General features: G+C 35.5%; 20 protein-coding genes. 10 read left to right on the top strand and 10 right to left on the bottom strand.

What is annotated here, in order from left to right; translation table 11 throughout:
• From DAY19_RS15000 to DAY19_RS14990, 3 genes are all read left to right on the top strand, one after another.
• Window positions 1-666, top strand: a complete 666-nt coding sequence (locus DAY19_RS15000) for a hypothetical protein (RefSeq protein WP_115363940.1) — start codon at window positions 1-3, stop codon at window positions 664-666.
• A 23-nt stretch (window positions 667-689) separates the two neighbouring features.
• Window positions 690-1,448 carry a 5'/3'-nucleotidase SurE gene (surE, locus tag DAY19_RS14995; RefSeq protein WP_115363938.1) on the top strand — a complete coding sequence of 253 codons (759 nt, stop codon included), beginning with the start codon at window positions 690-692 and terminating at the stop codon, window positions 1,446-1,448.
• A gap of 61 nt (window positions 1,449-1,509) precedes the next feature.
• Entirely contained in the window at window positions 1,510-2,163 is a 654-nt protein-coding gene (locus DAY19_RS14990; protein WP_115363936.1) for a M23 family metallopeptidase, read from the top strand.
• Here the strand turns inward: DAY19_RS14990 and DAY19_RS14985 are convergent.
• From DAY19_RS14985 to thrS, 10 genes are all read right to left on the bottom strand, one after another.
• Window positions 2,140-2,733, bottom strand: a complete 594-nt coding sequence (locus tag DAY19_RS14985) for an exonuclease domain-containing protein (RefSeq protein ID WP_115363934.1) — start codon at window positions 2,731-2,733, stop codon at window positions 2,140-2,142. The two genes, DAY19_RS14990 and DAY19_RS14985, sit on opposite strands and share 24 nt — an antisense overlap.
• Before the next feature lie 254 nt (window positions 2,734-2,987).
• A complete protein-coding gene (locus DAY19_RS14975) occupies window positions 2,988-4,205 on the bottom strand; it encodes a hypothetical protein (protein ID WP_115363929.1) in 1,218 nt (405 codons plus the stop codon).
• A complete protein-coding gene (locus tag DAY19_RS14970; RefSeq protein ID WP_115363927.1) occupies window positions 4,186-4,524 on the bottom strand; it encodes a hypothetical protein in 339 nt (112 codons plus the stop codon). Before DAY19_RS14970 ends, DAY19_RS14975 begins: the two co-directional genes overlap by 20 nt.
• 202 nt (window positions 4,525-4,726) lie before the next feature.
• The gene (locus tag DAY19_RS14965) at window positions 4,727-5,356 is read right to left on the bottom strand and encodes a 3-oxoacid CoA-transferase subunit B (RefSeq protein ID WP_233500287.1); all 630 of its coding nucleotides are present in this window, start codon (window positions 5,354-5,356) and stop codon (window positions 4,727-4,729) included.
• A 3-nt stretch (window positions 5,357-5,359) separates the two neighbouring features.
• The gene (locus DAY19_RS14960; RefSeq protein ID WP_115363923.1) at window positions 5,360-6,052 is read right to left on the bottom strand and encodes a CoA transferase subunit A; all 693 of its coding nucleotides are present in this window, start codon (window positions 6,050-6,052) and stop codon (window positions 5,360-5,362) included.
• Between the two features lie 8 nt (window positions 6,053-6,060).
• Complete coding sequence (locus DAY19_RS14955) at window positions 6,061-7,254, bottom strand: aminotransferase class III-fold pyridoxal phosphate-dependent enzyme (protein WP_115363921.1); 1,194 nt, start codon at window positions 7,252-7,254, stop codon at window positions 6,061-6,063.
• A gap of 26 nt (window positions 7,255-7,280) precedes the next feature.
• Window positions 7,281-8,360: a C45 family autoproteolytic acyltransferase/hydolase gene (locus DAY19_RS14950; RefSeq protein WP_158536931.1), complete on the bottom strand. Its 1,080-nt coding sequence runs from the start codon at window positions 8,358-8,360 to the stop codon at window positions 7,281-7,283.
• Complete coding sequence (locus DAY19_RS14945) at window positions 8,354-11,203, bottom strand: aminotransferase class III-fold pyridoxal phosphate-dependent enzyme (RefSeq protein ID WP_115363918.1); 2,850 nt, start codon at window positions 11,201-11,203, stop codon at window positions 8,354-8,356. Before DAY19_RS14945 ends, DAY19_RS14950 begins: the two co-directional genes overlap by 7 nt.
• 18 nt (window positions 11,204-11,221) lie before the next feature.
• Window positions 11,222-12,211 carry a D-alanine--D-alanine ligase gene (locus tag DAY19_RS14940; RefSeq protein WP_115363916.1) on the bottom strand — a complete coding sequence of 330 codons (990 nt, stop codon included), beginning with the start codon at window positions 12,209-12,211 and terminating at the stop codon, window positions 11,222-11,224.
• 39 nt (window positions 12,212-12,250) lie between these two features.
• Entirely contained in the window at window positions 12,251-13,993 is a 1,743-nt protein-coding gene (gene thrS / locus DAY19_RS14935; RefSeq protein ID WP_115363914.1) for a threonine--tRNA ligase, read from the bottom strand.
• Between the two features lie 211 nt (window positions 13,994-14,204).
• On the opposite strand from thrS, the gene DAY19_RS14930 reads away from it, so the two are divergent.
• From DAY19_RS14930 to rbfA, 7 genes are all read left to right on the top strand, one after another.
• Window positions 14,205-15,491, top strand: coding sequence for a helix-turn-helix domain-containing protein (locus DAY19_RS14930; RefSeq protein WP_115363912.1), 1,287 nt, complete (start codon window positions 14,205-14,207; stop codon window positions 15,489-15,491).
• A gap of 38 nt (window positions 15,492-15,529) precedes the next feature.
• Window positions 15,530-16,015, top strand: coding sequence for a hypothetical protein (locus tag DAY19_RS14925; RefSeq protein WP_115363910.1), 486 nt, complete (start codon window positions 15,530-15,532; stop codon window positions 16,013-16,015).
• A gap of 18 nt (window positions 16,016-16,033) precedes the next feature.
• Entirely contained in the window at window positions 16,034-16,522 is a 489-nt protein-coding gene (locus tag DAY19_RS14920) for a GNAT family N-acetyltransferase (protein ID WP_115363908.1), read from the top strand.
• Between the two features lie 157 nt (window positions 16,523-16,679).
• Window positions 16,680-17,195 (top strand): ribosome maturation factor RimP, encoded by a 516-nt coding sequence (locus tag DAY19_RS14915; RefSeq protein WP_115363906.1) that lies wholly within the window; start codon window positions 16,680-16,682, stop codon window positions 17,193-17,195.
• 16 nt (window positions 17,196-17,211) lie between these two features.
• Complete coding sequence (gene nusA / locus DAY19_RS14910; protein ID WP_115363905.1) at window positions 17,212-18,624, top strand: transcription termination factor NusA; 1,413 nt, start codon at window positions 17,212-17,214, stop codon at window positions 18,622-18,624.
• 33 nt (window positions 18,625-18,657) lie between these two features.
• Window positions 18,658-21,429 carry a translation initiation factor IF-2 gene (gene infB, locus DAY19_RS14905; RefSeq protein ID WP_115363903.1) on the top strand — a complete coding sequence of 924 codons (2,772 nt, stop codon included), beginning with the start codon at window positions 18,658-18,660 and terminating at the stop codon, window positions 21,427-21,429.
• 15 nt (window positions 21,430-21,444) lie between these two features.
• Window positions 21,445-21,801 carry a 30S ribosome-binding factor RbfA gene (rbfA, locus tag DAY19_RS14900; protein ID WP_115363901.1) on the top strand — a complete coding sequence of 119 codons (357 nt, stop codon included), beginning with the start codon at window positions 21,445-21,447 and terminating at the stop codon, window positions 21,799-21,801.

The raw sequence follows: 21,801 nt of genomic DNA, 5'->3' as shown, positions 1-21,801 counted from the left end.
ATGAATATTGTTCTTGATGGAATCTATGACAAAAGAAGCTTACAAGTTGCCAAAACATTGGCAAAGGGTTGCTATGGTTTTGACTTTAGGCCTCGAAGTTTTAATTTCATTCAAGGATATGTGCTAGAAGAGCTTTTAAATGCACATGATTTAAAACAAGACGATATTGTTGAGTTGCATTTTGAAAATGATTCTGAATTCATCATTAAATCTATAGTTGATACAGTTGAAAAGTATCATCCAAAAGTTCGCTTAAACTTCGGTTTAAGTAGTAACCATGATAAGAAAATATTAGAAGCCTTTAATCGCGCATTTTCTATTACATTTGATGAGAAAGATAATTTAGTCTATGAGAAGATTTCGTCTCCTTTATGTCAAAGTGTCGTTCTCAATTATGAGTTCTTACATTCGATGGCCGATAAAGGACTATTGAATTCATTTATTGTTAATTTCTATTCTAAGGTTATGAGAGTAAAGAATGAAAAATTTCAACTTGGGATTAAGTTAAATTGGAATTCAAATATCTCAATGAGTGTTATCGAGTCCCTTGATCCAGACTATTTAAAGTTTGAAATCAATTCACAAGTTGAACGCTGTTACCGTAATATTGATGCTACTAAGTTGTCAGAATATATAGAGTATGCAAGAAAGACACTTGCTATTTAGCAAAATTTAATTAATAAGAAGTTATGAATATTTTACTTTCAAATGACGATGGATACGCTGCTGAAGGAATTCAGTGCCTTTATGAAACTCTAAAAGACATTGCTAATGTTGTTATCGTGGCACCAAGCCATGAGAGATCAGCAACGTCTCAGGCCCTAACGTTACACGACCCAATCAGGGTTGATAAAATCAATGATTATACATTTAGTTGTTCAGGTTATCCGGCCGATAGTGTTTTATTGGGGATAAATTCCGTATTAGATTATAGGCCAGATCTCGTTATTTCTGGAATTAACCATGGTGCAAACCTTGGTCAAGACATTTACTACTCTGGTACAGTAGGAGCTGCGAGACAGGCCGTATTTCAAGGCATAAGTGCTATTGCTGTCTCGACTGTCATGAGCTCGCAGGATGAAAGTAAGCACTTTCAAACAGCGGCCAATATCATTAAAGATCTTATTACCAATAAGAAAGAGCAATTACTTTCAATGCCTGATTGCTCGTTATTAAATATCAATGTTCCAAATTTATGTCATACGCAAGTAGGTGATATTAAATGGACTAGACCTCAAATGCGCCGATATACAGAAGAAGTTGTCGAAAGACTTGATCAAAAAGGTCGACAATATTACTGGATTGGAGGAGCTCCTACAGAGGTCGATCCTCACCATACTTCAGACATTCATGCAGTTATGAACGGAAATATTTCCTTTTCCTTCCTAAACCTTTTGAATTTTTCGTCCGATGTATTCAATGAATGGGCGGCAAAAATTACCGACTAATTTAGTTAAGTAGACTAAAATAGACGACTTGTCCTCATTCAAACTTAACGAATGAGGACAGATGAGAAAGCTTTCTTTTTACTTATTATTTATTCTTACAGTGCTAAGTTGTTCGACCTTAAAGAATGGCCGCTATATAAAATTAACTTCTAATTATAGTGCAAAGAAATTAGCAAATATTTTCAATATTCCCCAATGGCAAATTGAAGAGTTTAACAAGAATGCATCTTTTAAAAAGGGCGAGACTATCTTCTTACCTTATAAACGAGGTATCATGATTAATCGAATTGAAGGGCGTAGTATTTCTTCAATTGATTATTCTAGACTTAAATCATCTTCACGATTCTTATGGCCAGTTCCATCTTCTAAGAAAGTGTCCTCAGGCTTTGGTCACAGATGGGGGAGACCTCATGAAGGAATTGATATTGCTGCAAGAAAAGGAACATATATTGTTTCAGCAGACTCTGGTGTTGTTGTTTATAGTGGCAGAAAGTCTGGATATGGAAATATCGTAGTGGTTTCACACGCAGGTGGACTTTTTACGATCTATGCTCATAATCATAAGAACTATGCTAGAAAAGGCCAAAAGGTTTCTCGAGGGCAAGTTATTGCTGCTGTTGGAAATACAGGTAAATCAACAGGTGATCACTTACATTTTGAAGTTCGTTATGACTCGAAGGCCTTTGATCCACTAAGCTTTTTTCACAGACACTAGATCTAGTAGCTTAAAGTACATAATGGCCGTATTAACAGCATCTTCTAAGGCCGTGTGCGCGACGTCGCCCATTTTTAAGTACTTCATTAGCTTTGAACCTGATTCACACTCTGCTGGTATGAAACCCATGTCGATAAGCCCATATGCAATACAAGAAAGGTCTAATTGACGGTGCTCAAAGTATTTTCTCATAAACTCCCATCCTAGATCTCTATTAAGAAAAGGAAGATCAATGGCACTCATAGACTTTCCAAATAAAGTTATTTTCTTATCTCCAAAGTATTCTTTCACTTCTTCAGATTCAAGATATTTTGACAGTTCTTCTTTGAAAGACTCAATCGTAATTCCATCACTATGTGCTTTTTCAATTAATTCTTTATTATGATCAATAACCCATTTGTTTAAATTTGGTTTGAGTTCTTCAAAGCTAGGGCATTTTATATAGAAGTGCTTTTCTAAGTCGTGATTAATTTTCTTTGTTTTGGCACAGAAGGGAACCATTGCAAATTCGATGATTAAGTCTTTTTCCTCAAGGCCAGTGGCCTCAATATCAAATGAAAGATAGCGCATGGATTTATCCCTTTGTTATAAGTATGTAATTGTTATTATTGAATTATACTTCGTAATAATATCTTTTACCAGTACATTGCAAGCGAGAAGTCCTTCGTTAATGGTACATAATTGACAGACTTTCTCGCCGTCACAACTAGAGGCGATTGGAAAGTTATGCGATCTTAAAAATTCTAGTATAGTTAAGTCCAATGAAGCCTTATCGTTAACTTCAATAATCCATTTCTTATTGGATGCTTGTCCATATAAAGTTATCAATTGCATTTTAATTGCTTGTTTCTTGGGTCATTGAAAGTGCTAAGGAACTCACCTTGCTCTAAAATTGTGAGCCTCCCAAGGCTTGGTATGTAGTATTGGGCCTCTTTATCATTTTTAACACGATTTATACCATAGATTTCAGAGACTTTTCTTTTTGGATTAGTCAGCATTAATGATCTTTTTGTATCCATAAAGTCTTTTGCATTTGTGACTTGTGAGTGTGAGTTTATTAGTCGGTTTAGAACCTGGGCATTATAAGTTATGCCATTCATAAACAAGAAAATAGAATGGTTACGTTGGTCCTTTGTCATACATGCAGCAGTGTAGCTGTCATTGTTGGATTTTTGAAAAAGAAATTCGTTAATTGAATTGTCTACTTTAGGAACAGATGAAGTAACACCAATAATATAATTATTCTTGTCTTTATAGTGTGAGAATATATTATGATAAGCTTTTTCTGGTTTCTTTAAGATCATAATATCAGCATTAAACACTTTAGAATCAAATGAGCAGCTATAATTATCTCTTGTAAAGAGGTGAGCAGAGGTCAAGTTTGTTTTATTCTTTGTTGGAGAAGCTTTTCGTTTTAAAAGATTATAGTCTTTTAAGTAGTCAAGACGACGAAAGAGTTCGTTCTCTCTTATTCCCTGTGCTCCTCTAAAATACATTTTTTTCAATGGTTTTGATTTGAATAATTGGGCCTGGTTGTTTTTAATGAATTCTTCTAATGATCTTGAAGCATAGACGTATTCACTTATATTTTTTTCTACTAAATTCAGTCGTGATTTTAAAGAGATTGGCTTTTTTAATTGTTGTGCCAACTCATTTAGTGCAGCTATAAATGAGAACTCGTAAGTCTCATCTGGAATACTGTTGATAAAAATTTCTTTACCATTAATCTTTGCAAAGAATAGAGTATGTGAATTTAAATTTGTAGAGTGTGGCGAAAGATAGAGTTGGGCCAAACTAAAATTTAGTATCTGATTTCGATATTGTGAAGAGTTACTCTTAGCACTAATCAATTTCTGGGCCTCTGAGATATTTCGTGGGTTTTCCAAAAGATAATTTGATTTTGACTCTATTATTGGACAGACCGTATTTAAACTTTGTGTATCGTTTAACTTCTTTTCAACCTCTGAACAGCCTATTAAAAAAAAGAAGCTTACTAGTGAGAGAATTAAAGTGAATTTTTTTCTATGCTTTGTAATTCTCATTTTTATGAAACTCTTCATGTTCTTCGTAGTAAATTTCTAAATCATCATTTTCATTCTTTTTTATATTAGTGCTAATTGTTTCTTTTAAATCAGAAATAATCTTTGTTAGATTCTCTTCTTTTCCAAATAGCTCAATGATAATCCATAATCCTCTTTCATTTACTGCCGTATGTTTGATATTAAATGGAATATTTTTCCTGTTTAGTGTCTTCGTAACTAGGTCAAAGGCCTGTTCTTGATATGGTGTCGAGCGCTGTGGTGGAGTTGGTATAAAATAAGTAAAAGTTTGCTTATGTTTATTCCTGTTGAAAATACTCATCTATTCCTCTTAAGTTTGTGTGATCACGTCTAATTATAAACTTCCTTTATGGTAAATGGAAATGTTTACCCATTTATTTTTTTTCTGATTTTTTCATTATTGTGCGTTATAATTTAATTGTCGACAGGATGTCGTAGCAAGAGATAGGCATGAAGCCGAAAAATTGGAGGGCCAGTTGCAGGGCCCTCTTTTTTTATCTAATTTATTCAATAAAAATATCTGAAGAAAAATCCTTATTAAGACTTTCAATTGTTACATTAGAAGCTAGTTCTAAAGCTTTAAACTTTTTCTTTTCAATTTTAAAGCTACCGTAGTCTGTTACTACATAGTGAACGACATTCTTTCCTGTTAACGGAAGTTCGCATAATGGAAGAAGTTTTGGCTTTCCTGACTTACTATAATGTTTCATCATAACGATTAAATTCTTAGCACCATTTACTAGATCCATTGCGCCACCCATACCAGTGATTTTCTTTCCTGGTATTTTCCAATTTGCAAGTGAACCTTCAATATCAACTTCCATACCACCCAAGACACAGAAGTCTATATGTCCTCCACGTATCATTCCAAAACTCATTGAACTATCAAAAAAGCTTGCTCCTTTTTCTACAGTAATAGTTTCTTTTCCAGCATTAATAAGAGTGGCCGAAACATTGTCTTTTAATGGAGAGTCTCCAACTCCAAGAACGCCATTTTCACTATGAATAATAAATGGGTGATCCTTAGGTAGTTGATCTGGGATAATCGTTGGAAGACCAATTCCTAAATTGATTGTTGAATTCTTATCAAAGAGCTTAATAACTTGTTTTGCCATTTCTTCTTTTGTCCACATGATCTACTCCTTAACCTTTAAGAACTCTATTGCATTCTCATAATTACTTCCAAGATATACACGTTGAACGAAGACTCCTGGAATATGGACATCCTCAGGCCTTATATCTCCAAGAGCAACAATCTCTTCAACTTCTACAATCGTCGTCTTTGCTGCCATTGCCATTAGGGGAGAGAAGTTTCTAGCAGTTTCTTTGAACCAGAGGTTTCCATATGGATCGGCCTTTTGGGCTTTGATTATTGCAAAGTCTGCATGAAGCGCATGCTCTAAAATACATGGCCGATCAAATTCTTTAATATCTTTTCCTTCTGCGACTTCTGTACCATATCCTGTTGGTGTATAAAAAGCTCGAATACCCATGCCTGCGGCACGGATTCTTTCGCTTAACGTACCTTGTGGGATCAGTTCAATTTCAATTTTTCCAGATAACATGGCCTCTTCAAGGTCAGGATTCCCTCCTACGTAACTACAATATCCTTTAGAGATCATATTCTTTTTTAAAAGTTTTACTAGGCCTCTTCCTGAGTTTCCAATATTATTTGAAACAACTTTTAGGTCTTTGAGGTTTGTTGTGGACAAGTAGTTAATTGAGTTTTCTGGAATACCACATAGGCCAAATCCACCACTCATAATAGTACTTCCATCTGTGATATCACTTAAGGCCTCTTTGGCATTGTCATATATTTTACTATACATAAGCTTCCTTATTTATTTTGTATTATATTTAAAAGTTTCTCTAAACAATCTTCTAGAAGGTCATTAGGGTAGTTAAGGTAGGGACATAAAATAATCATATTCCTAGTTGTATTGATATATAAACCATTATTTAAACAATTCTCCCAAAATACTCTCATGTCTTCATTTGTATTGAGTTCAATTGCCATTAGCATTCCAATACTTCTAACTTCTGAGACCGAATCTAGTTTTATAAGTTTATCTTTGAAGTGACTCAAAAGATTAATATTTTCTTTTAAAGTATTTTGGAAGTTAGCATCTTTTGTAAGATTTAGAACTTCATCTAAAAGGCGAAGGCCAATTGGATGGGAGGCATTAGTCAGTCCACAAGATAGAACCTCACTGTCAAAGAAAGATGCAATATCTTCAGAAACAAATGTTGCGCCAAACGGAAAATATCCACCTGATATAGATTTTGCAAATGTAATAAAGTCAGGCTTAATTGGATAATTTTGAAAACCAAAGTCTTTTCCTGTTCTACCGAAACCACAAATTACTTCATCTAGAATTATTTTTATATCATTGGTGCGACATACTTTTTCTAGTTCAATATAATAAGACTCTGGAGGAATATAGACACCATTTCCACCGGTGATAGTCTCAAGGCAAATTGCTGCAATATTATCTGCGCCAATATCTTTAATTATCTTTTTCGTTTTTTCTAGGTCAGGATCATTATAAAAATTAGGGATAAAGGCCTGTCCTGGAGCGGACGTTCCTAATGCATCTCTACGCCAATCACCAGAAAGGGCAAGTGAGCCAGAAGTTGCTCCGTGATATGAATTCTCACAAGAAAGAATAATTTCTCTTTTAGTAAATTGCCTTACCATCTTTAGGGCATTCTCATTGGACTCTGCCCCTGAAAGGGTGTAGAAAATACGTCCATCAAAACCAATTCTATCAACTAGCTTCTGTGACACTTCAGTTTTTAAAGTGAATTCCGTTTTAGGTATGGCCATTGGGATTTCATTAAGCTGATGGATTAAGGCATCGATTAATTGTTTATTTTTAAGACCAAATGATTGATGGTAACTTCCTGATGAAAGATCAAATATTTTATCATCACTTGGAGTTATATAACCCCATTCGAAAGTGTCTTTTAGCTCAATTACTTTGGGGTTATTTTGATTTGACCAAGTATGAAAATATTTTCGATGCCCCATTTTAATCTCACTTTTTTTCTTGTGACCTATTTCGTATCCACAAGTGGTAGAGGTATTTCTACGTAGCGATAATTGTCATCGTATTCTCGACAGCCTCGCCATATTTTTAGCATTTGTGTTTTATAATTATAGAGTGCTCCACCACAAGTTTGTGAAGGATCGTTGGCACCTTCTGGGCTAAAGTGTGAACAAATTGAAATAGGGTGGCCATCATGAGATGTTAAAAAGTCAAACATGGCCTTCTCTGTTGTAATTTGTTTTGCGTATTTCTTTGCAAGTTCATATCGCTTATGTGTTGTTTTACTTATATTTTTCTTGTCTTCAACACTTATGATTCTCTCATTAAGGCAATGATTTGTATGAAAGATTATTTCTTCAGATTGTGGAGGCACAATCTCTTTAACAGTAGGAGTGATTTCATAATTGTAGGCATTACTGCCATCACTTATTAAATAATTATGACCTGAAGTAACTTTTGCATTCATTAGGGTATCGATTACTTCTTTTTGATTCTTTAATGTCGACAACTTTCTTATCAATGCAGGCCAGATAATACCGTTTTCACCATCCACCACATTTATATTATTGACACCAACAAATTGAGCGTAGCTATTCATTGCCATAAGCCCGAGGCAGCCACATACTGTGTAGATTATTTCTTTTGTTTGCGTTGATTCATTGTGAACCTCAATTATCATCAAGTAGTTCTTTGCGCTTTGGTGCATATCCCAAGTTTGGCCTGCGAGGCTTATATCATCTCCGATATAAGAGATTGCAGTGCATCCTTCATCTGGTAATTGGATATCACGAAAGTCTGTATAATTATTTAAGATGATAATGTCTGTTAATGAGCATTCACTCCCTTCTGCTATTCCTTCTAGCTCAAGGGCCAAATCATTTGAGAAATCTTTCGTAAAACGAAATTGTTCTTTTGCGAATTCATCTAGTTTATTTTCTAGGTGAGGAGACCTCTTTAAAAGTAAGTTTGTTCTAATTTTAACAAGTTCTTTGATTGCCTCTTTGTAAGCCTTCCCATGTTGTAGTCCATTTTCGTATGGGTTAGAACTCTCATACTTAAATATTGGTAGATTTAAGTCTGTTAACATGTGAAGAACCATTTTCCTGAGTTGCCAAAGTCGCTTGGTGCCTTAAGGCCAAATTCATAAGAGATGTCCTCAAAACATTTGAATTCTTTCTTAGGTGTGTTTGATGTTAAGTATTGATAGGCTTGGGCCAGGGCATATGCATCTCCATCCCAAGTAGAAATCATCATCAATGGCTTTGATTCATAGACTTCATCTTTTAACATGCAAAGTCCTATCTGACCTCCAAAGTGGATATAGCTCGCATCTGGAGTAATCCCGTTTTCAGCACTAAGCATTTTTTTGTTCTTATGAAAATAAACACTCTCGTTAAATACAACTTTTGTTGCATTTTTGTGAGAATATTCAATTATTTCATTAAGCTCTTGTGTCGAAAACTCTTCTAGACGATCACCAATGAAAAGAGCAAGGTATTCTCCCTTATCAAGTTCTTCTTTTAGATCCGCTAAGCTTTGCGCCTTAGCATTTGGATAGAAGTCTATTTTTCCTGATAGTGTCGCTGACATAAAACTTTGTTTACCAAAATAGTCATTATCAAGAGAAAGTACTTTTGTTCTCTTTTTTCCGTTCTTTATTAGAATTGATTTATATATCTTATCCACACACTCGCTATGTCCACTAGCACTAAAGAAATGTTGGAGCTCTTTTGGCGCAATGGCTTTGAAGTGTTTCATATTACTCATGAAGCTTTCATCAATAAAATTAGATAGGCATACTTTGTTAACTAATGTTCCCATATCATTAAATGAGGGAGTGTTTAATATAGGTGAAGATGATAGTTTTACATTTTCGTTATTCCACTTAAGGTTTTGACGGTAAATGATGACATCTCTAAAATCTACATCATCTAGATAGTTTTCTTCAAGAATGGTCTCAATAATTGCACCAAGTGAGCAATTTATTGAAAGCATGGCGCCTGCGTGAATATCTCTATTTCTTCCATAAATATATTCAAAGCCTGAAGATGCTGCAATTGTTGAAAGGGCATACTTTAGATATTTTCCCATGCCGTTTGTTTGGCGCTTTTTTACAATCGTTGTATCTAGCATATAAAGTGCTTTTGGATTATTGAAGTGTTTTAATAGTCTTAGTCCACTTTCGTGTGGAAAGTGTGAGATTTTTCCTGCAAAAGAAATACCTATTAATTCTTCATCTTCAGAGAGAAGCCCTATGGCCAGAGAGTCATCGCATTTCGCTATTTTCTCAAACTTCTCTATCTCTGTTTGTCTTGTTGGTTCATAGATAGCTTTTTGTATCTCTTCAATTTGGCCTTTATACTTTTTGAAGTTATCCTTATCAATATCAATCAGGGTAGCGTTGAAAGTGTCCTTGAAGAATTCATTTGAGAAACTTTTTGCTTCTTTTGTATCAAGTTTACCTTGTAGAGATTTAATAAGTTGTTCATGCCACTTATATTCATTTTGGATATTAACTTCTTTCTTCGTTTTGAATTCGATCTGATTATGTTCACCCTTATAAACACGTTTAGCAATCTCATCAATAGCATTAAATAAGTAGTCAATATCAGTAAATGTCCATGCAGTATTTAATCTAAATCTTAGCGTGTTTTCACCTGCTTGATAGTAGAGAAGACCTAGGTCAAATCTGTTTTTAATAAATGCAGGAATATCGTCTTTGTTTGATAAGTCAAAAGCAAATGCAAGTCCAAAGCAACGTGGAGCAGATAATTGTTCCCATTCACTTACTAGTTTAGATAGCTTTTCCTTTGTATAATCCTGGATCTCTTTAATCTTAAGTCGATTTTGGTCAAGAGCTATCGCCTGATAGTAGCCACGAATTACTGAAGATGTTTGGAATTCATTATTAAGCCATAGTGGATTTTCTGTTAAGACAATTCCACTTTGTGCCTTTTTAGCACAAGTGATGAATTCTGGATTGAGTTGATTTCCTTGAGAGTCTTTAAGGTTAAATGTACGATGCCAGAAGAAGTCCAGTCCTAGGTGAAAACCTGTCTGCACTTCATCATAGATGACAGCTACTTTATATGACTTTGCAAGTAGGTTAAGTGCATTGTGGAAACGATTTGTCGAGTAGCGGTCTCCACCTTCACATTGCATTGGTTCTACTAGAATTGCAAAATGTTCACCGCTTTGGAATGTTTGTTTTAACTCTTCTAGTGAGTCAATTTCACTTTTTAGTAAGTCATCAGCATTTGATTTAAATTTATCTAATTTTGTATCAAAGTCTTTTGCGTATGGGTTTTCCCAAAGCTTTAACCATTCATTATCTAGTTGAAGGATAAAGTTGTCGCTCTTTGTTTCCGGGTATTTAATGAAAGTCGTTTCATGTCCTGGAATTTGATATGGTTCTCTTTTAGCAGGGTTCCATGTTGAAAAAAGAGTTGAGAGAAAACGTCCATGGAAACTACCTTCAAAGGCCATAATCTTCTTTGCATCTTTGTTGTATCTGCTTTTATAGGCCATTATAAGTGCTGTTTCATTGGCCTCAGCTCCTGAATTAACATAAACGGCCTTTAACTTCTTATTTGAAGCCTTTCTTTGAAGTAGCTTTTCAAAAGAATGCGCAATCTCTAAAAATGTTGAATCTTGATAATTTCCTGTCCAGGCACTCTGGTGCATTAATGTTCCAAAGAGTGGAGTTGCATTAAAGCCTAGTCCTAAGGTTGCAATTTGTGATGCAGCATCTAATAAGTATTCAGGTTGACCTTCTTTATCCGTTTCCATTGCAAAGTAGGGCCCTTGAGAAAAATTATGTGCAGGAATATATTCCTTCTTTTCTGCAGGGGTGAAATTATCTTGATACATAGATGATAATTTCTTCTTTGCGTGTTCATGACTTTTATTACTTATTAGTTTTACTTCCATATATTAACCTTGATTTAATTATCTCGTTTCTTTAAGTATTTTCTCTTTTAAAAAATCACTAAATTTCAGTCCAGTATTTTCTAGCATCTTCGGAAACATCGAAATACTTGTCATACCAGGAAATGTATTAATCTCATTTAAGTATATTTCTCCATCACTTAAGAAGAAATCAATTCTTGATAAATGTCTAAGCTTAAGACACTTAAATGCTGTTTTAGCGATATTTTGCATCTTAGCAATTTGTTCACTTGTTAGGTCTTGAGCTTCAACTAATGTTTTAGCGTGAGAATCATCACTATATTTTTGTTGATAATCATAGAACTTATCATCATCATTTATAATTTCGCCTGGCCTTGATGCATGGAGGTTTCCATCTTGTTCAAATACAGCAATTTCAAGCTCTCTGCCTTTGAGCGTTTTTTCTATGAGCACATCGTCACTATATTTTAACGCTTCATTAAGTTTTGTTTCAATTTCACTAGACTTTGTAACGTGATAGCAACCAACAGATGATCCTTGGCTAGCAGCCTTTATAAAGACATCATTATTTGATTCTTTAAAGAACTCTTTGATTTCTGATAACTCAAAAGGAAGACCTCTGTGTATTGCTTTCCATGGAGCATTGTTTATCCCCAGCAGATCAAACCACAACTTTGTTGTGACTTTATTAAAACAAATACTACTGCCTTCATGACGAGGTCCTAAATAAGGAAGCTTATGCATCTCTAGATAGCATTGAATTTCACCTGTTTCGCCAGGAGGGCCGTGTATGACTGGAATAACGTAATTGATATAAGGGCGCTCAGTTGCTGTTTCTAAAATTTGTCCGTTTAAGCTAACTTTATTTCCGTTAAGGGTTAGATTAGCATCCTTGTCCATTTCAACAACGATTGGATTGAGTTCTTTTATGAGACTCACTTGGTCTTTAATATATTGAGCTGACCTCAATGAAACTTCATGTTCTGAGGAGCCACCTCCGCAGATGATTAAGACGTTCTTCCTTTCCATGGAACCTTCTCTTTAATAAATATAAAAGACCCCTAAGGCTTATGCCTTAGGGTATTTTTCGCTATCAAGCATTTTTAATTTTTCTAGCATCTCTTCATGAGACCAGTTAAATGACTTCTTTGAACCATGCTTACGAACTGAAACAGCTTTGTTTTCAATTTCACGATCACCAAGAACAAACATAAATGGAACTTTTGCTTTTTGAATTTGGCGAGTCTTGTATCCCATTGTTTCATTTCTATCATCAACTCTTACACGATAACCTTCAGCAAAGAGCATGTCTTTAAGCTCTTTAGCTGCTTGTCCATGCGCATCTTCATTTACAGGAACGATTACAATTTGCTCTGGTGCCATCCAAAAAGGGAATGCACCAGCAACGTGTTCTGTGAATACACCAAAGAATCTTTCAAGAGATCCTAGTAGGGCACGGTGGATTACAACTGGTCTTTCTTCGCCGCCATCACTTGTTGTAAATTTCAAGTCAAATCGGTCTGGTAGTTGGAAATCAAGTTGAATCGTACCCAATTGCCACTTTCGCCCAATTGCATCTGCTACTTCAATATCGATCTTTGGTCCATAAAATGCGCCGTCACCTTCTTTGATAACGTATTTATGTCCAGAGTTCTTTAAAGCTTCTTCAAGAGCATTCTCTGCTATATCCCATGTCTTATCATCCCCGGCCTTCTTTTCAGGACGAGTTGATAAGTTAACTGTAATGTCATCAAAACCAAATAATTCATAAGCAGTGAAGATCATCTTCATTGTCTTTTGAATTTCTTCTTGAACCTGCTCAAGTGCTAGGAAGATATGAGCGTCATCTTGGCAGAATGAACGTACGCGAGTTAGACCTGCAAGGGCCCCGGCTTTTTCATTTCTATGTAGACGGCCAAAGTCAGCATAGCGAAGAGGTAAGTCACGGTAGCTATACTTGTAATGCTTATACATTAGCATGTGACATGGGCAGTTCATTGGTTTTACTGCATACTCACGCTCATCAATCTTAGAAAAGAACATATCATCTTTATAATGTTCGTAGTGACCAGATGTATGCCATAGTTCACTATCTAGGATTTGAGGTGTGATAACTTCGTCGTATTCATAAAGACGATAAAGTCTTCTTATATAATTTGTGAGTTCATTTACAATGATTGCACCTTTAGGCATGAAAAACGGTGCACCTGGAGCAACTGGCTCAAAGTGGAATAATTGTAATTCTTTTCCTAATTTTCTATGGTCACGCTTTTTTGCTTCTTCAAGCATCATAAGGTGTTGCTTAAGTTGTTTGCGATCCATGAAGCAGGCTGCATAAATTCTTTGCATAACTTCACGCTTTTCATCACCACGCCAGTATGCACCTGCGATACTTAGTAATTTAAAGCCTTGTGGTAGATCTGCTGTATTTTCAACGTGTGGTCCTCGACATAAGTCAATGAATTCACCTTGAGTGTAACAACTAACTTCTTCATCTTCAGGTATGGCCTCTACTAATTCTATTTTTAAATCTTGACCTTCTGATTTAAAGAAATCGATAGCCTCAGAGCGACTCATAACCTTTCTTTCAATAGGAAGCTTCTCTTTAATGATGGTTTTCATCATATCTTCTATTTTAGGTAGATCATCTTCACCAAGGGTTTGATCCATTAAAATATCGTAGTAAAAACCGTTTTCAATAACAGGTCCAACCCCAAATTGAACTTTAGAATCTGGGTAAAGTCTTGAAATTGCTTGGGCCATAAGGTGAGCGCTTGAGTGTCTAATAGTATCTAAATCGTATTTGGCCATTGAATCTCCGTAAATAAGCCTAAAATTTGTCCTTTAAATGCACATAATATCAAATAATTAAAGGGTTCATCAATATTTTGAGTGTAAATATTTTAATGAAAATGAACTGTTTTGACTTGTAGCATGATGACATGATATGAACTTGTTGTGGTAAGATTCCACAAAATTCTCACAGCAAATAACGTGAAAATTAATCGATAGGGAGTTAAATATGCAGATTGTCGGGGGACAAGAATCTGGAACAAGTAATCAAAAAGAATCAGCAAGTTTAGATGTTCTAGGCTTTGTCGGTTCTGGTGAAGGGCTAATTCCAACTCAAGATAATTTAACTAAGCTAGAAGTCGGAAAGGCTTACTACCAGCTTGGTAAGCTTCACTATGATAAGGCCGATCTTAACAAGGCGGAAGTAAACTTTCTTAAAGCTATCGATTGTGCTGAATGTCCTCAGGATAATTACCGTGTTTTAAAAATTCTAAGTTTTCTCATTCGTATTGCGGCCGAGAAATTAGAGGATGAAAAAGCCGAAAAATATATTTCACATAGTGAGGCCATTGTTAATGACCTTCAAGAGAATCTAGGAAGCCTATCAGCTGAATACTTCTATTATTCAGGTCTTATCAAGTCATATCGAACTGACTTCGATGGAGCATATCAAGACCTAGACTTATCTTATAATAAGTCTAAAGAGGAAAATGATCCTGATCTTCACTCTAAATGCTTATTAGCTTTAGCAAATAATGCATTTAACAGAGGTCAATTTGAACTTTCTCTCGAGTATATGGGACAACTAGATAATCTTTTAAAAATTATTAATAAAGAGTATTTAGGTGGTTCAATGCATATGACATATGGAAAAATTCATATGGCCACAGGCAATATTGAAGCGTCTTTAAAACATTTTAATCTTGCAAATATTACGCTTCAAAATAAGAAGTGCTGGAACCTATACGGATATATTCTTTTAGGAATTGGACAGGTTCAAAAAGTTAAAGGTGATTACGATAGAGCAACTCTTTATTATAACCTAGCAAAGCAAGCAGTTGATTCGACGACATTTAAGCGTCTAACAAATGTTCTTGATGCCGAGATTCATGAAGTTAATGATTCAAGTGTTGATATTTACCTTGATCGTAACAATAGAAAAGTAAAAGAGAAGAATATTGGTGTAATTGATTTCAAACATCGTTTTGTTCTACTAGAGATCCTATTCTTATTAGCTAAGAATCGCGGAAGTTTCTTTGATAAAGAAGATCTTGCTAGAGAGATTTGGAAAGATGAGTACAATCCATTAATTCACGACAAGCTTATCTATACTTCGATTTCTCGTCTAAGAAAGTTAATTGAACCTAAAGATAATAGTAATACGAAGAGAAAGTATATTATTCGCGGAAAAGACGGATATACTTTCAATCCAGATGTTAAGATTCGCTATCAAATGGAGACTAAGCTTACTGCAGGTAAAGCCGTGGCAAACGTTGATATCAGTTCTCCAGTTTAAGATAGATGCGATTTTTAATTTATATTTCAATTTTTTTTATGACAAATACATGGGCCCTTCGAGAAAGGGCCCTTTTCTCTATAAATGGTAAAATATATTTTACCAAGGAAGCCAATTTCCTCTTAAAAGCTTATCAGTATTCAAAATGCTCTATAGATGAAAATAAGAACAAAGATTATTTTAATGAATTAGTTGGAGCACTTTCAACACAGGAAGGTGTTGAAGCCGCACCGCTGGTACCAAATGACTCTCAAATACAAAGAATTAAAAAGATAATGCTTATAGGGAAGTTGTTAAGCTTGGAGCATGAGTTTTTATCAACACCGAAGTTTGAAAAATGCAAGGTTCCTAAAGCTTATAGAAAAACTGTTGAGCAAATCTTTAATACAAATCTTGAGCTTGCAAAGCGCTATAAATCATTCATTAATAATAAAGACATAATAACTCCAGAAAGCCTTGTGAAAAGGTCAACAAGTTACCGTACGCATATATTGAAAGATATTCAGTCACGTCTATTTCTGTAAGGTCTAGGTAGTCGAAATATGAAAATACAATTCGAATACTTGGCCAAATTAGATGAACAGATGGTTGATAAGTTATCAGACTTTGAATCTGATCATTTTAAATGGTCATGGTCGAAGAAAGTTTGGAAAGAGCTTGCAGGTTCTTCAAGAAATATTGTTTGCTTGTGGCAAGAATCCCTAGAAAATAATAAAAAAGAAATAATATCTTTATGTGTATTTGAACTATCTTCACCAGATTTCTGCCATCTTTATAAGATCGTTGTCGATGAAAAATTCCGACGTCGTAAGTTAGCTTTGGCCTTATTTAAGCAAATGTGCCACGTCGCATCAGTAGAGTTAGGCTTCAGTAAACCTCATATATACCTTGAAGTAGAGGAGAATAATGATGGTGCGATTGGATTTTATCAAAAAATGGGCCTTAAACAGATTCATATAAAAAAGCGGTTTTATCAAAATGGTAATTCGGCCGTAATAATGCATGGCGTTCAAGATTGTGACAAACCTTGACAAGATTTCAAAATGTCTGATAATTAATAGGTACTTAGAAATTTAGAATAATTTTTTTTAAAATCTGGGTAAATAACGATTAGTTAAATTTTTAACAAGATATAATCGGGTAGACTTATTAGTGCTACCCTTTTTTTTTATTAATAGGCACATTTTAATGAATTTAAATGTTGAATATAAAGGTATAGAGAAGAAGTTTTACGAGCTTTCACAAGCTATTGTAAGTGAAGCTGGTTACTACCTTTACGATATGGAATATATAAAAGGTTCAAAAACTTTACGCGTTTATATAATGAATAAAGAAACGAATACTGCAGTGATCGAAGATTGTGTGGCAGTTGATCGTGCTTTTAGTGAGCCTATGGAGAGTGCTGACTGGATACCTGATGATATTGTCTTAGAAGTATCTTCTCCTGGAATGTTTCGTAAAATTAAAACAAGAGAACACTTTGACTTAAGTAAGGGACAAAGAATTCTCGTTGAATTAAATAAGAAGTTTGGTGACTTATTTCAAGGTGAGAACTTTGATAAAAAAACTGCCAATACTAAGAAAGTTTTATGTGTTTTAAATGATGTTGGAGATGACTATATAGAAGTTAATCTCGACAGTGACTTTGATTTAAAATTAAATTTAAATGATATTAATAAGGTAGCACTTGAACCAGAAGTGTAACTATTGAGGTGAAAAAATGAGTTTCTCAGAATTAGGTAAAATTATTGATGTATTAGGTAAAGACCGTGGAATCGATAAAGCAATTATCGTAAACGCTATTGAGCAAGCTTTCTTAGTAACAGCTAGAAAGAAGTTTGGAATTCAAGGTGAATATGAAACTCGTTACAATGACGATGATGACGATGTAGAGATTTTTCAATATAAAAATGTTGTTGAAGATGTAAGAGATCCAATTATTGAGATTAATCTTTCTGATGCAAGAGAATTAGATGAAGACGTAGAGGTAGGAGATCAATTAGGTATTAAAATTGAAAACCCTAATTTTACTCGTGTTGATGTTCAAACTGCTCGTCAAATTATTATGCAAAAAGTACGTGATGCTGAAAGAGAGATTCTATTCTCTGAGTTCAAGCACAGAGAAGGTGATCTAGTAACTGGTATCGCTAGAAGATATGAAAGAGGGAATATCATCGTTGACCTTGGTAAGGCCGATGCAGTTCTTTCAAGAAGAGAAATTATCCCAGGTGAACAATTTAATCCAGGTGATAGAATTCAAGCATACTTAACTGAAGTTGTGATGACGAACAGAGGTCCTGAAATTAGACTTTCTCGTACATCTCCAATGTTCTTAGTTAAGCTATTTGAAGTAGAAGTACCTGAGATTCAAGATGGAACAATCGAGGTTAAATCTGCTGCACGTGAGCCAGGTCAGAGAGCCAAGATTGCTGTACAGTCAGTTGATAAAGATATCGATCCTGTTGGTGCATGTGTTGGTATGAAGGGATCTCGTGTTCAAAATATCGTTAACGAACTTCAAGGTGAAAAAATTGATATCGTAAGATGGAACGATGACCTAGCAACATTTGCTATTGCGGCACTTGCTCCATCTGAAATTGAAAATATTTCAATTGATCATGACTCTAAATCAATGGATGTGATCGTTGAAGAAGATCAACTATCTCTTGCAATTGGTAGACGTGGTCAAAACGTTCGCCTTGCAGCGATGTTATCGGGATACAATATTAACATTATCTCTAAAACAAAACTTCAAGAGAAAGTTAATAAGGCCGTTGAAAACTTACTTCAAATTCCATCTGTTTCAGATGCAATGGCTCAAGTACTTGTTCAAAATAGCATCATGGCAATTGGTGACTTCATGGCAACACCTGCAAGCGAAATCGCTTCAATGACTGGTGTTGATGAAGCTGCTGCTCAAGCGGCAATTGATGAAGCAGCAAAGCTTGTTGAAGAAGGGACAATTGAACTTCAACCTGAAGGTGAAGAAGAACTGGTATCTGCATCAGCAGTACCAAGATACCTAGGTATCATAAATAAAGAGTCTGGTGAGGAATCAGAAGAAGGCTCTGATAAATTTAATGAAGCTGAGAGAAGACTAAGAGAAGAATTAGCTGCATTTAAAATTAAATAATTTATAAAATTGTAGTCATACTACGGAGACAAAATGCCTAAGAAAATATTTGAATTGGCCAATGAAATCGGAAAGAAGCCTCTCGATCTTGTTGAGGAACTGAAAGCCCATGGCTTTAACGTAAGAAACCACATGTCGGTATTATCGGACGATGATATCACAAAGTGGCAAGAGTTAGCCGGCGCTAGTGCTAAGAGCGAAGATGCTCCAGCAAAGAAGAAGGTAACAAAGAAGAAAAAGGCCAAGAAGAAGACTGCTAAGAAGACTACTGTTCGTAAGAAAGCAGCTAGTAAAGACGAAGAAGACGGTGAAGATAAGCCGGCAAAGAAAACTGTAACTCGTAAGAAGAAAACAGTTGTTCGTCGTAAGGCTTCTTCAAAATCATCTGAGGCAACACCATCTGTTGATGAAAGCACTGAAGAGACAACTACAGTACATGTTGCTGAAGCTTCTACGCAAAAACCTGAAAAGGTAGTTGAGGCAAAAGAAACTAAGGTTGCTGAAAAAAGCTCTGAAGAACCTAAAGCTGCTGAATCAAAAGATGAAACAGAAGCTCAAGAGAAGAAAGTTGAAAAAGAGACTTCTTCAAAAGAGAAAGAAAGTGACAAAGGTGTTGATGGTAAACCATTTGGTTTAAGAATTGTTTCAGCGCCTACTAAAGAAGATAAAGAGAAAGCTGCAGCTAGAAAGACTCGTGAAGCTAAAAAAGCTGAAGAGAAGCCAGAAGACGACATTAATGCGAAAGCTGGTCCTGGTACAAAAGGTGTTACTGGTAAGAAGGACGCTAAAAGTAGTAGGCTAAGTGGTCTTGCTTCTATGTTAAGTGCTAAGAAGAATGTTAATCGTTCTCAAGCCCTTAATGAAGAACGTGCTACAACTGAGCTTAAGTCATATGCTGCTCTTCAAGGCTCAGGCCGTCCAATGTATACTCAGGTTAAGAGAAAGAGACAATATTCAGGTCCTTCTAAGTCAACTGAGATAACAGAAGTTAAAGAATCAAAAAGAGTTATTAAGCTTCATGGTGGAGCTTATGCTGAGCAATTAGCTAAAAAGTTATCAATTAAGCTAAAAGATATGATCGATAAGTGTCTTGATCTAAACCTACTTGTTAGAAATGGTGATTACATCGGTCTAAAATTAGCAGGTCAAATCGCTGCGCTTTATGATTATCGTGTAGAAGATCAGTCATTTGATGAAGATGCAGTTATCGGTAAAGAAGAACTTTCTGAAGAAGAAGTTAGTAAACTTCCACTTCGTGCTCCTGTTGTTACTATCATGGGTCACGTTGATCACGGTAAAACAACTCTTCTTGATTGTATTAGAAACGCGAAAATTGCAGACGGTGAAGCTGGTGGTATCACTCAGCACATTGGTGCATATTCAGTTGATGTTAAAGATTCTAAACTAACGTTCTTAGATACTCCTGGTCACGCAGCCTTTGGAGCAATGAGACAACGTGGTGCAGATATCACAGATATCGTTATTCTAATTGTTGCAGCAGATGATGGTGTTATGCCACAGACTGTTGAATCGATTAAATATATTCAAAGTGCTGGAAAGCCTTTAATTGTAGCAGTTAACAAAATGGACCGTGAAGGAGCTAATCCAGATCGTATCAAGCAAGCGTTAACTGAATACAGTATTACACCTGAAGAATGGGGTGGAGATACTCAATTCTGTAATATCTCAGCTCTTAAAGGTGAAGGAATTGATGAACTTCTAGAAGCAATTGCTCTACAAGCTGAAATTCTTGAGCTTCGTGCAGATCCAAAAGGTGTTGCAGAAGCCGTTGTTGTTGAGTCTAGAATTGAGCATGGCCGTGGACCTGTTGCAACTGTACTTGTTGAAAAAGGAACGCTTAAAAAAGGCGATTCAATTGTAGTAGGTGAAACTTTTGGTAGAGCTAGAAGTTTAACTGACCACAGAGGTAATCAGCTTCCAAAAGCTGGGCCATCAACTCCTGTTCAAATCCTTGGTCTAAGTGAGGCTCCGGCTCCAGGTGACGTTCTAAACGTTGTTAAAAATGAAAGAGAAGCAAAGAAGATTGCACAAAATAGAATTGATGAGCGCATCAGAATTGAAGCTGCTGCGACGACTCAAGGACCTAAGGTTTCTCTTGAGGACTTCTTTGCAACGGCAGCTGGTGAAGAAGGTCAAACAAAAGATCTTAATCTTATCATTAGAGCAGATGTACAAGGTTCATACGAAGCTATTAAAACTGCACTAGAGTCAATTTCAAATCCTGAAGTTGAAGTTAAGGTAATTCGTGGTGGAGTTGGACAAATTAGTGACTCTGACATTGAACTTGCTAATACTTCTGGGGCATTTGTCATTGGATTTAATATGAGACCAGCAACATCTGCTAGAAAACTTTCTGAGCAGTATGGTGTTGATATTAAAACATACTCAATCATCTATGAACTAATCAATGATGTTAAACTTGCAGTCGAAGGTCTTCTTGATCCTGAATATACTGAAGAGTATATCGGTCGTGCAGAAGTTCGCGATACATTCTTTGTTCCAAAAATTGGTACAATTGCAGGTTCTGTTGTCGTTGACGGTAAGATCATGGTTGGATGTAATGTTCGTCTTCTTAGAGAAGGTAAGATCATGTTTGATGGTAAAATGTCATCTCTTAAACGTTTCAAAGATGACGTTAAAGAAGTTAAGAATGGTTACGAGTGTGGTGTAGGTCTTGAAAACTATAATGATATTAAAGTTGGCGACCTATTTGAAGCATACCAAATGAAAGAGAAGAAACGTAAACTTGAAGACGTTATGACGTCTGAGTCACCGATTCTTTAATATTGGAGATAGGCCATGAGTAGCAATAATAAAAAACTGCAATACGAAGAGCAGATAAAAAATGAAGTCAATAAGTTATTGCGTACAGGTCTGGATAATAGTGCATTCACTTATTGTTCAGTAACTAAAGTTGAAATGAATCCTGACTTCTCAGTAGCAACTCTTTACTGGGATACATTTGATCCTTCTCGAAGAGGTGATATTGCAAAAGCAATGGAGTCAGCTTTAGGTAAAATGAGAACTCATTTGGCAAAAACACTTAAGGTTAGACACACTCCATCTCTAACTGCTGTTTATGACTCGCAATTTGAAGACGAGCAAGAAATAGAACAGCTGCTTAAGTCAGAAAAAGAAAAAGGAAAGTCATACTAA

The organism is Halobacteriovorax vibrionivorans (assembly GCF_003346865.1).
Taxonomy (GTDB): domain Bacteria; phylum Bdellovibrionota; class Bacteriovoracia; order Bacteriovoracales; family Bacteriovoracaceae; genus Halobacteriovorax_A; species Halobacteriovorax_A vibrionivorans.
The sequence above is the reverse complement of the archived record's forward strand: the minus strand, read 5'-3'. Positions and strand labels throughout refer to the sequence as shown.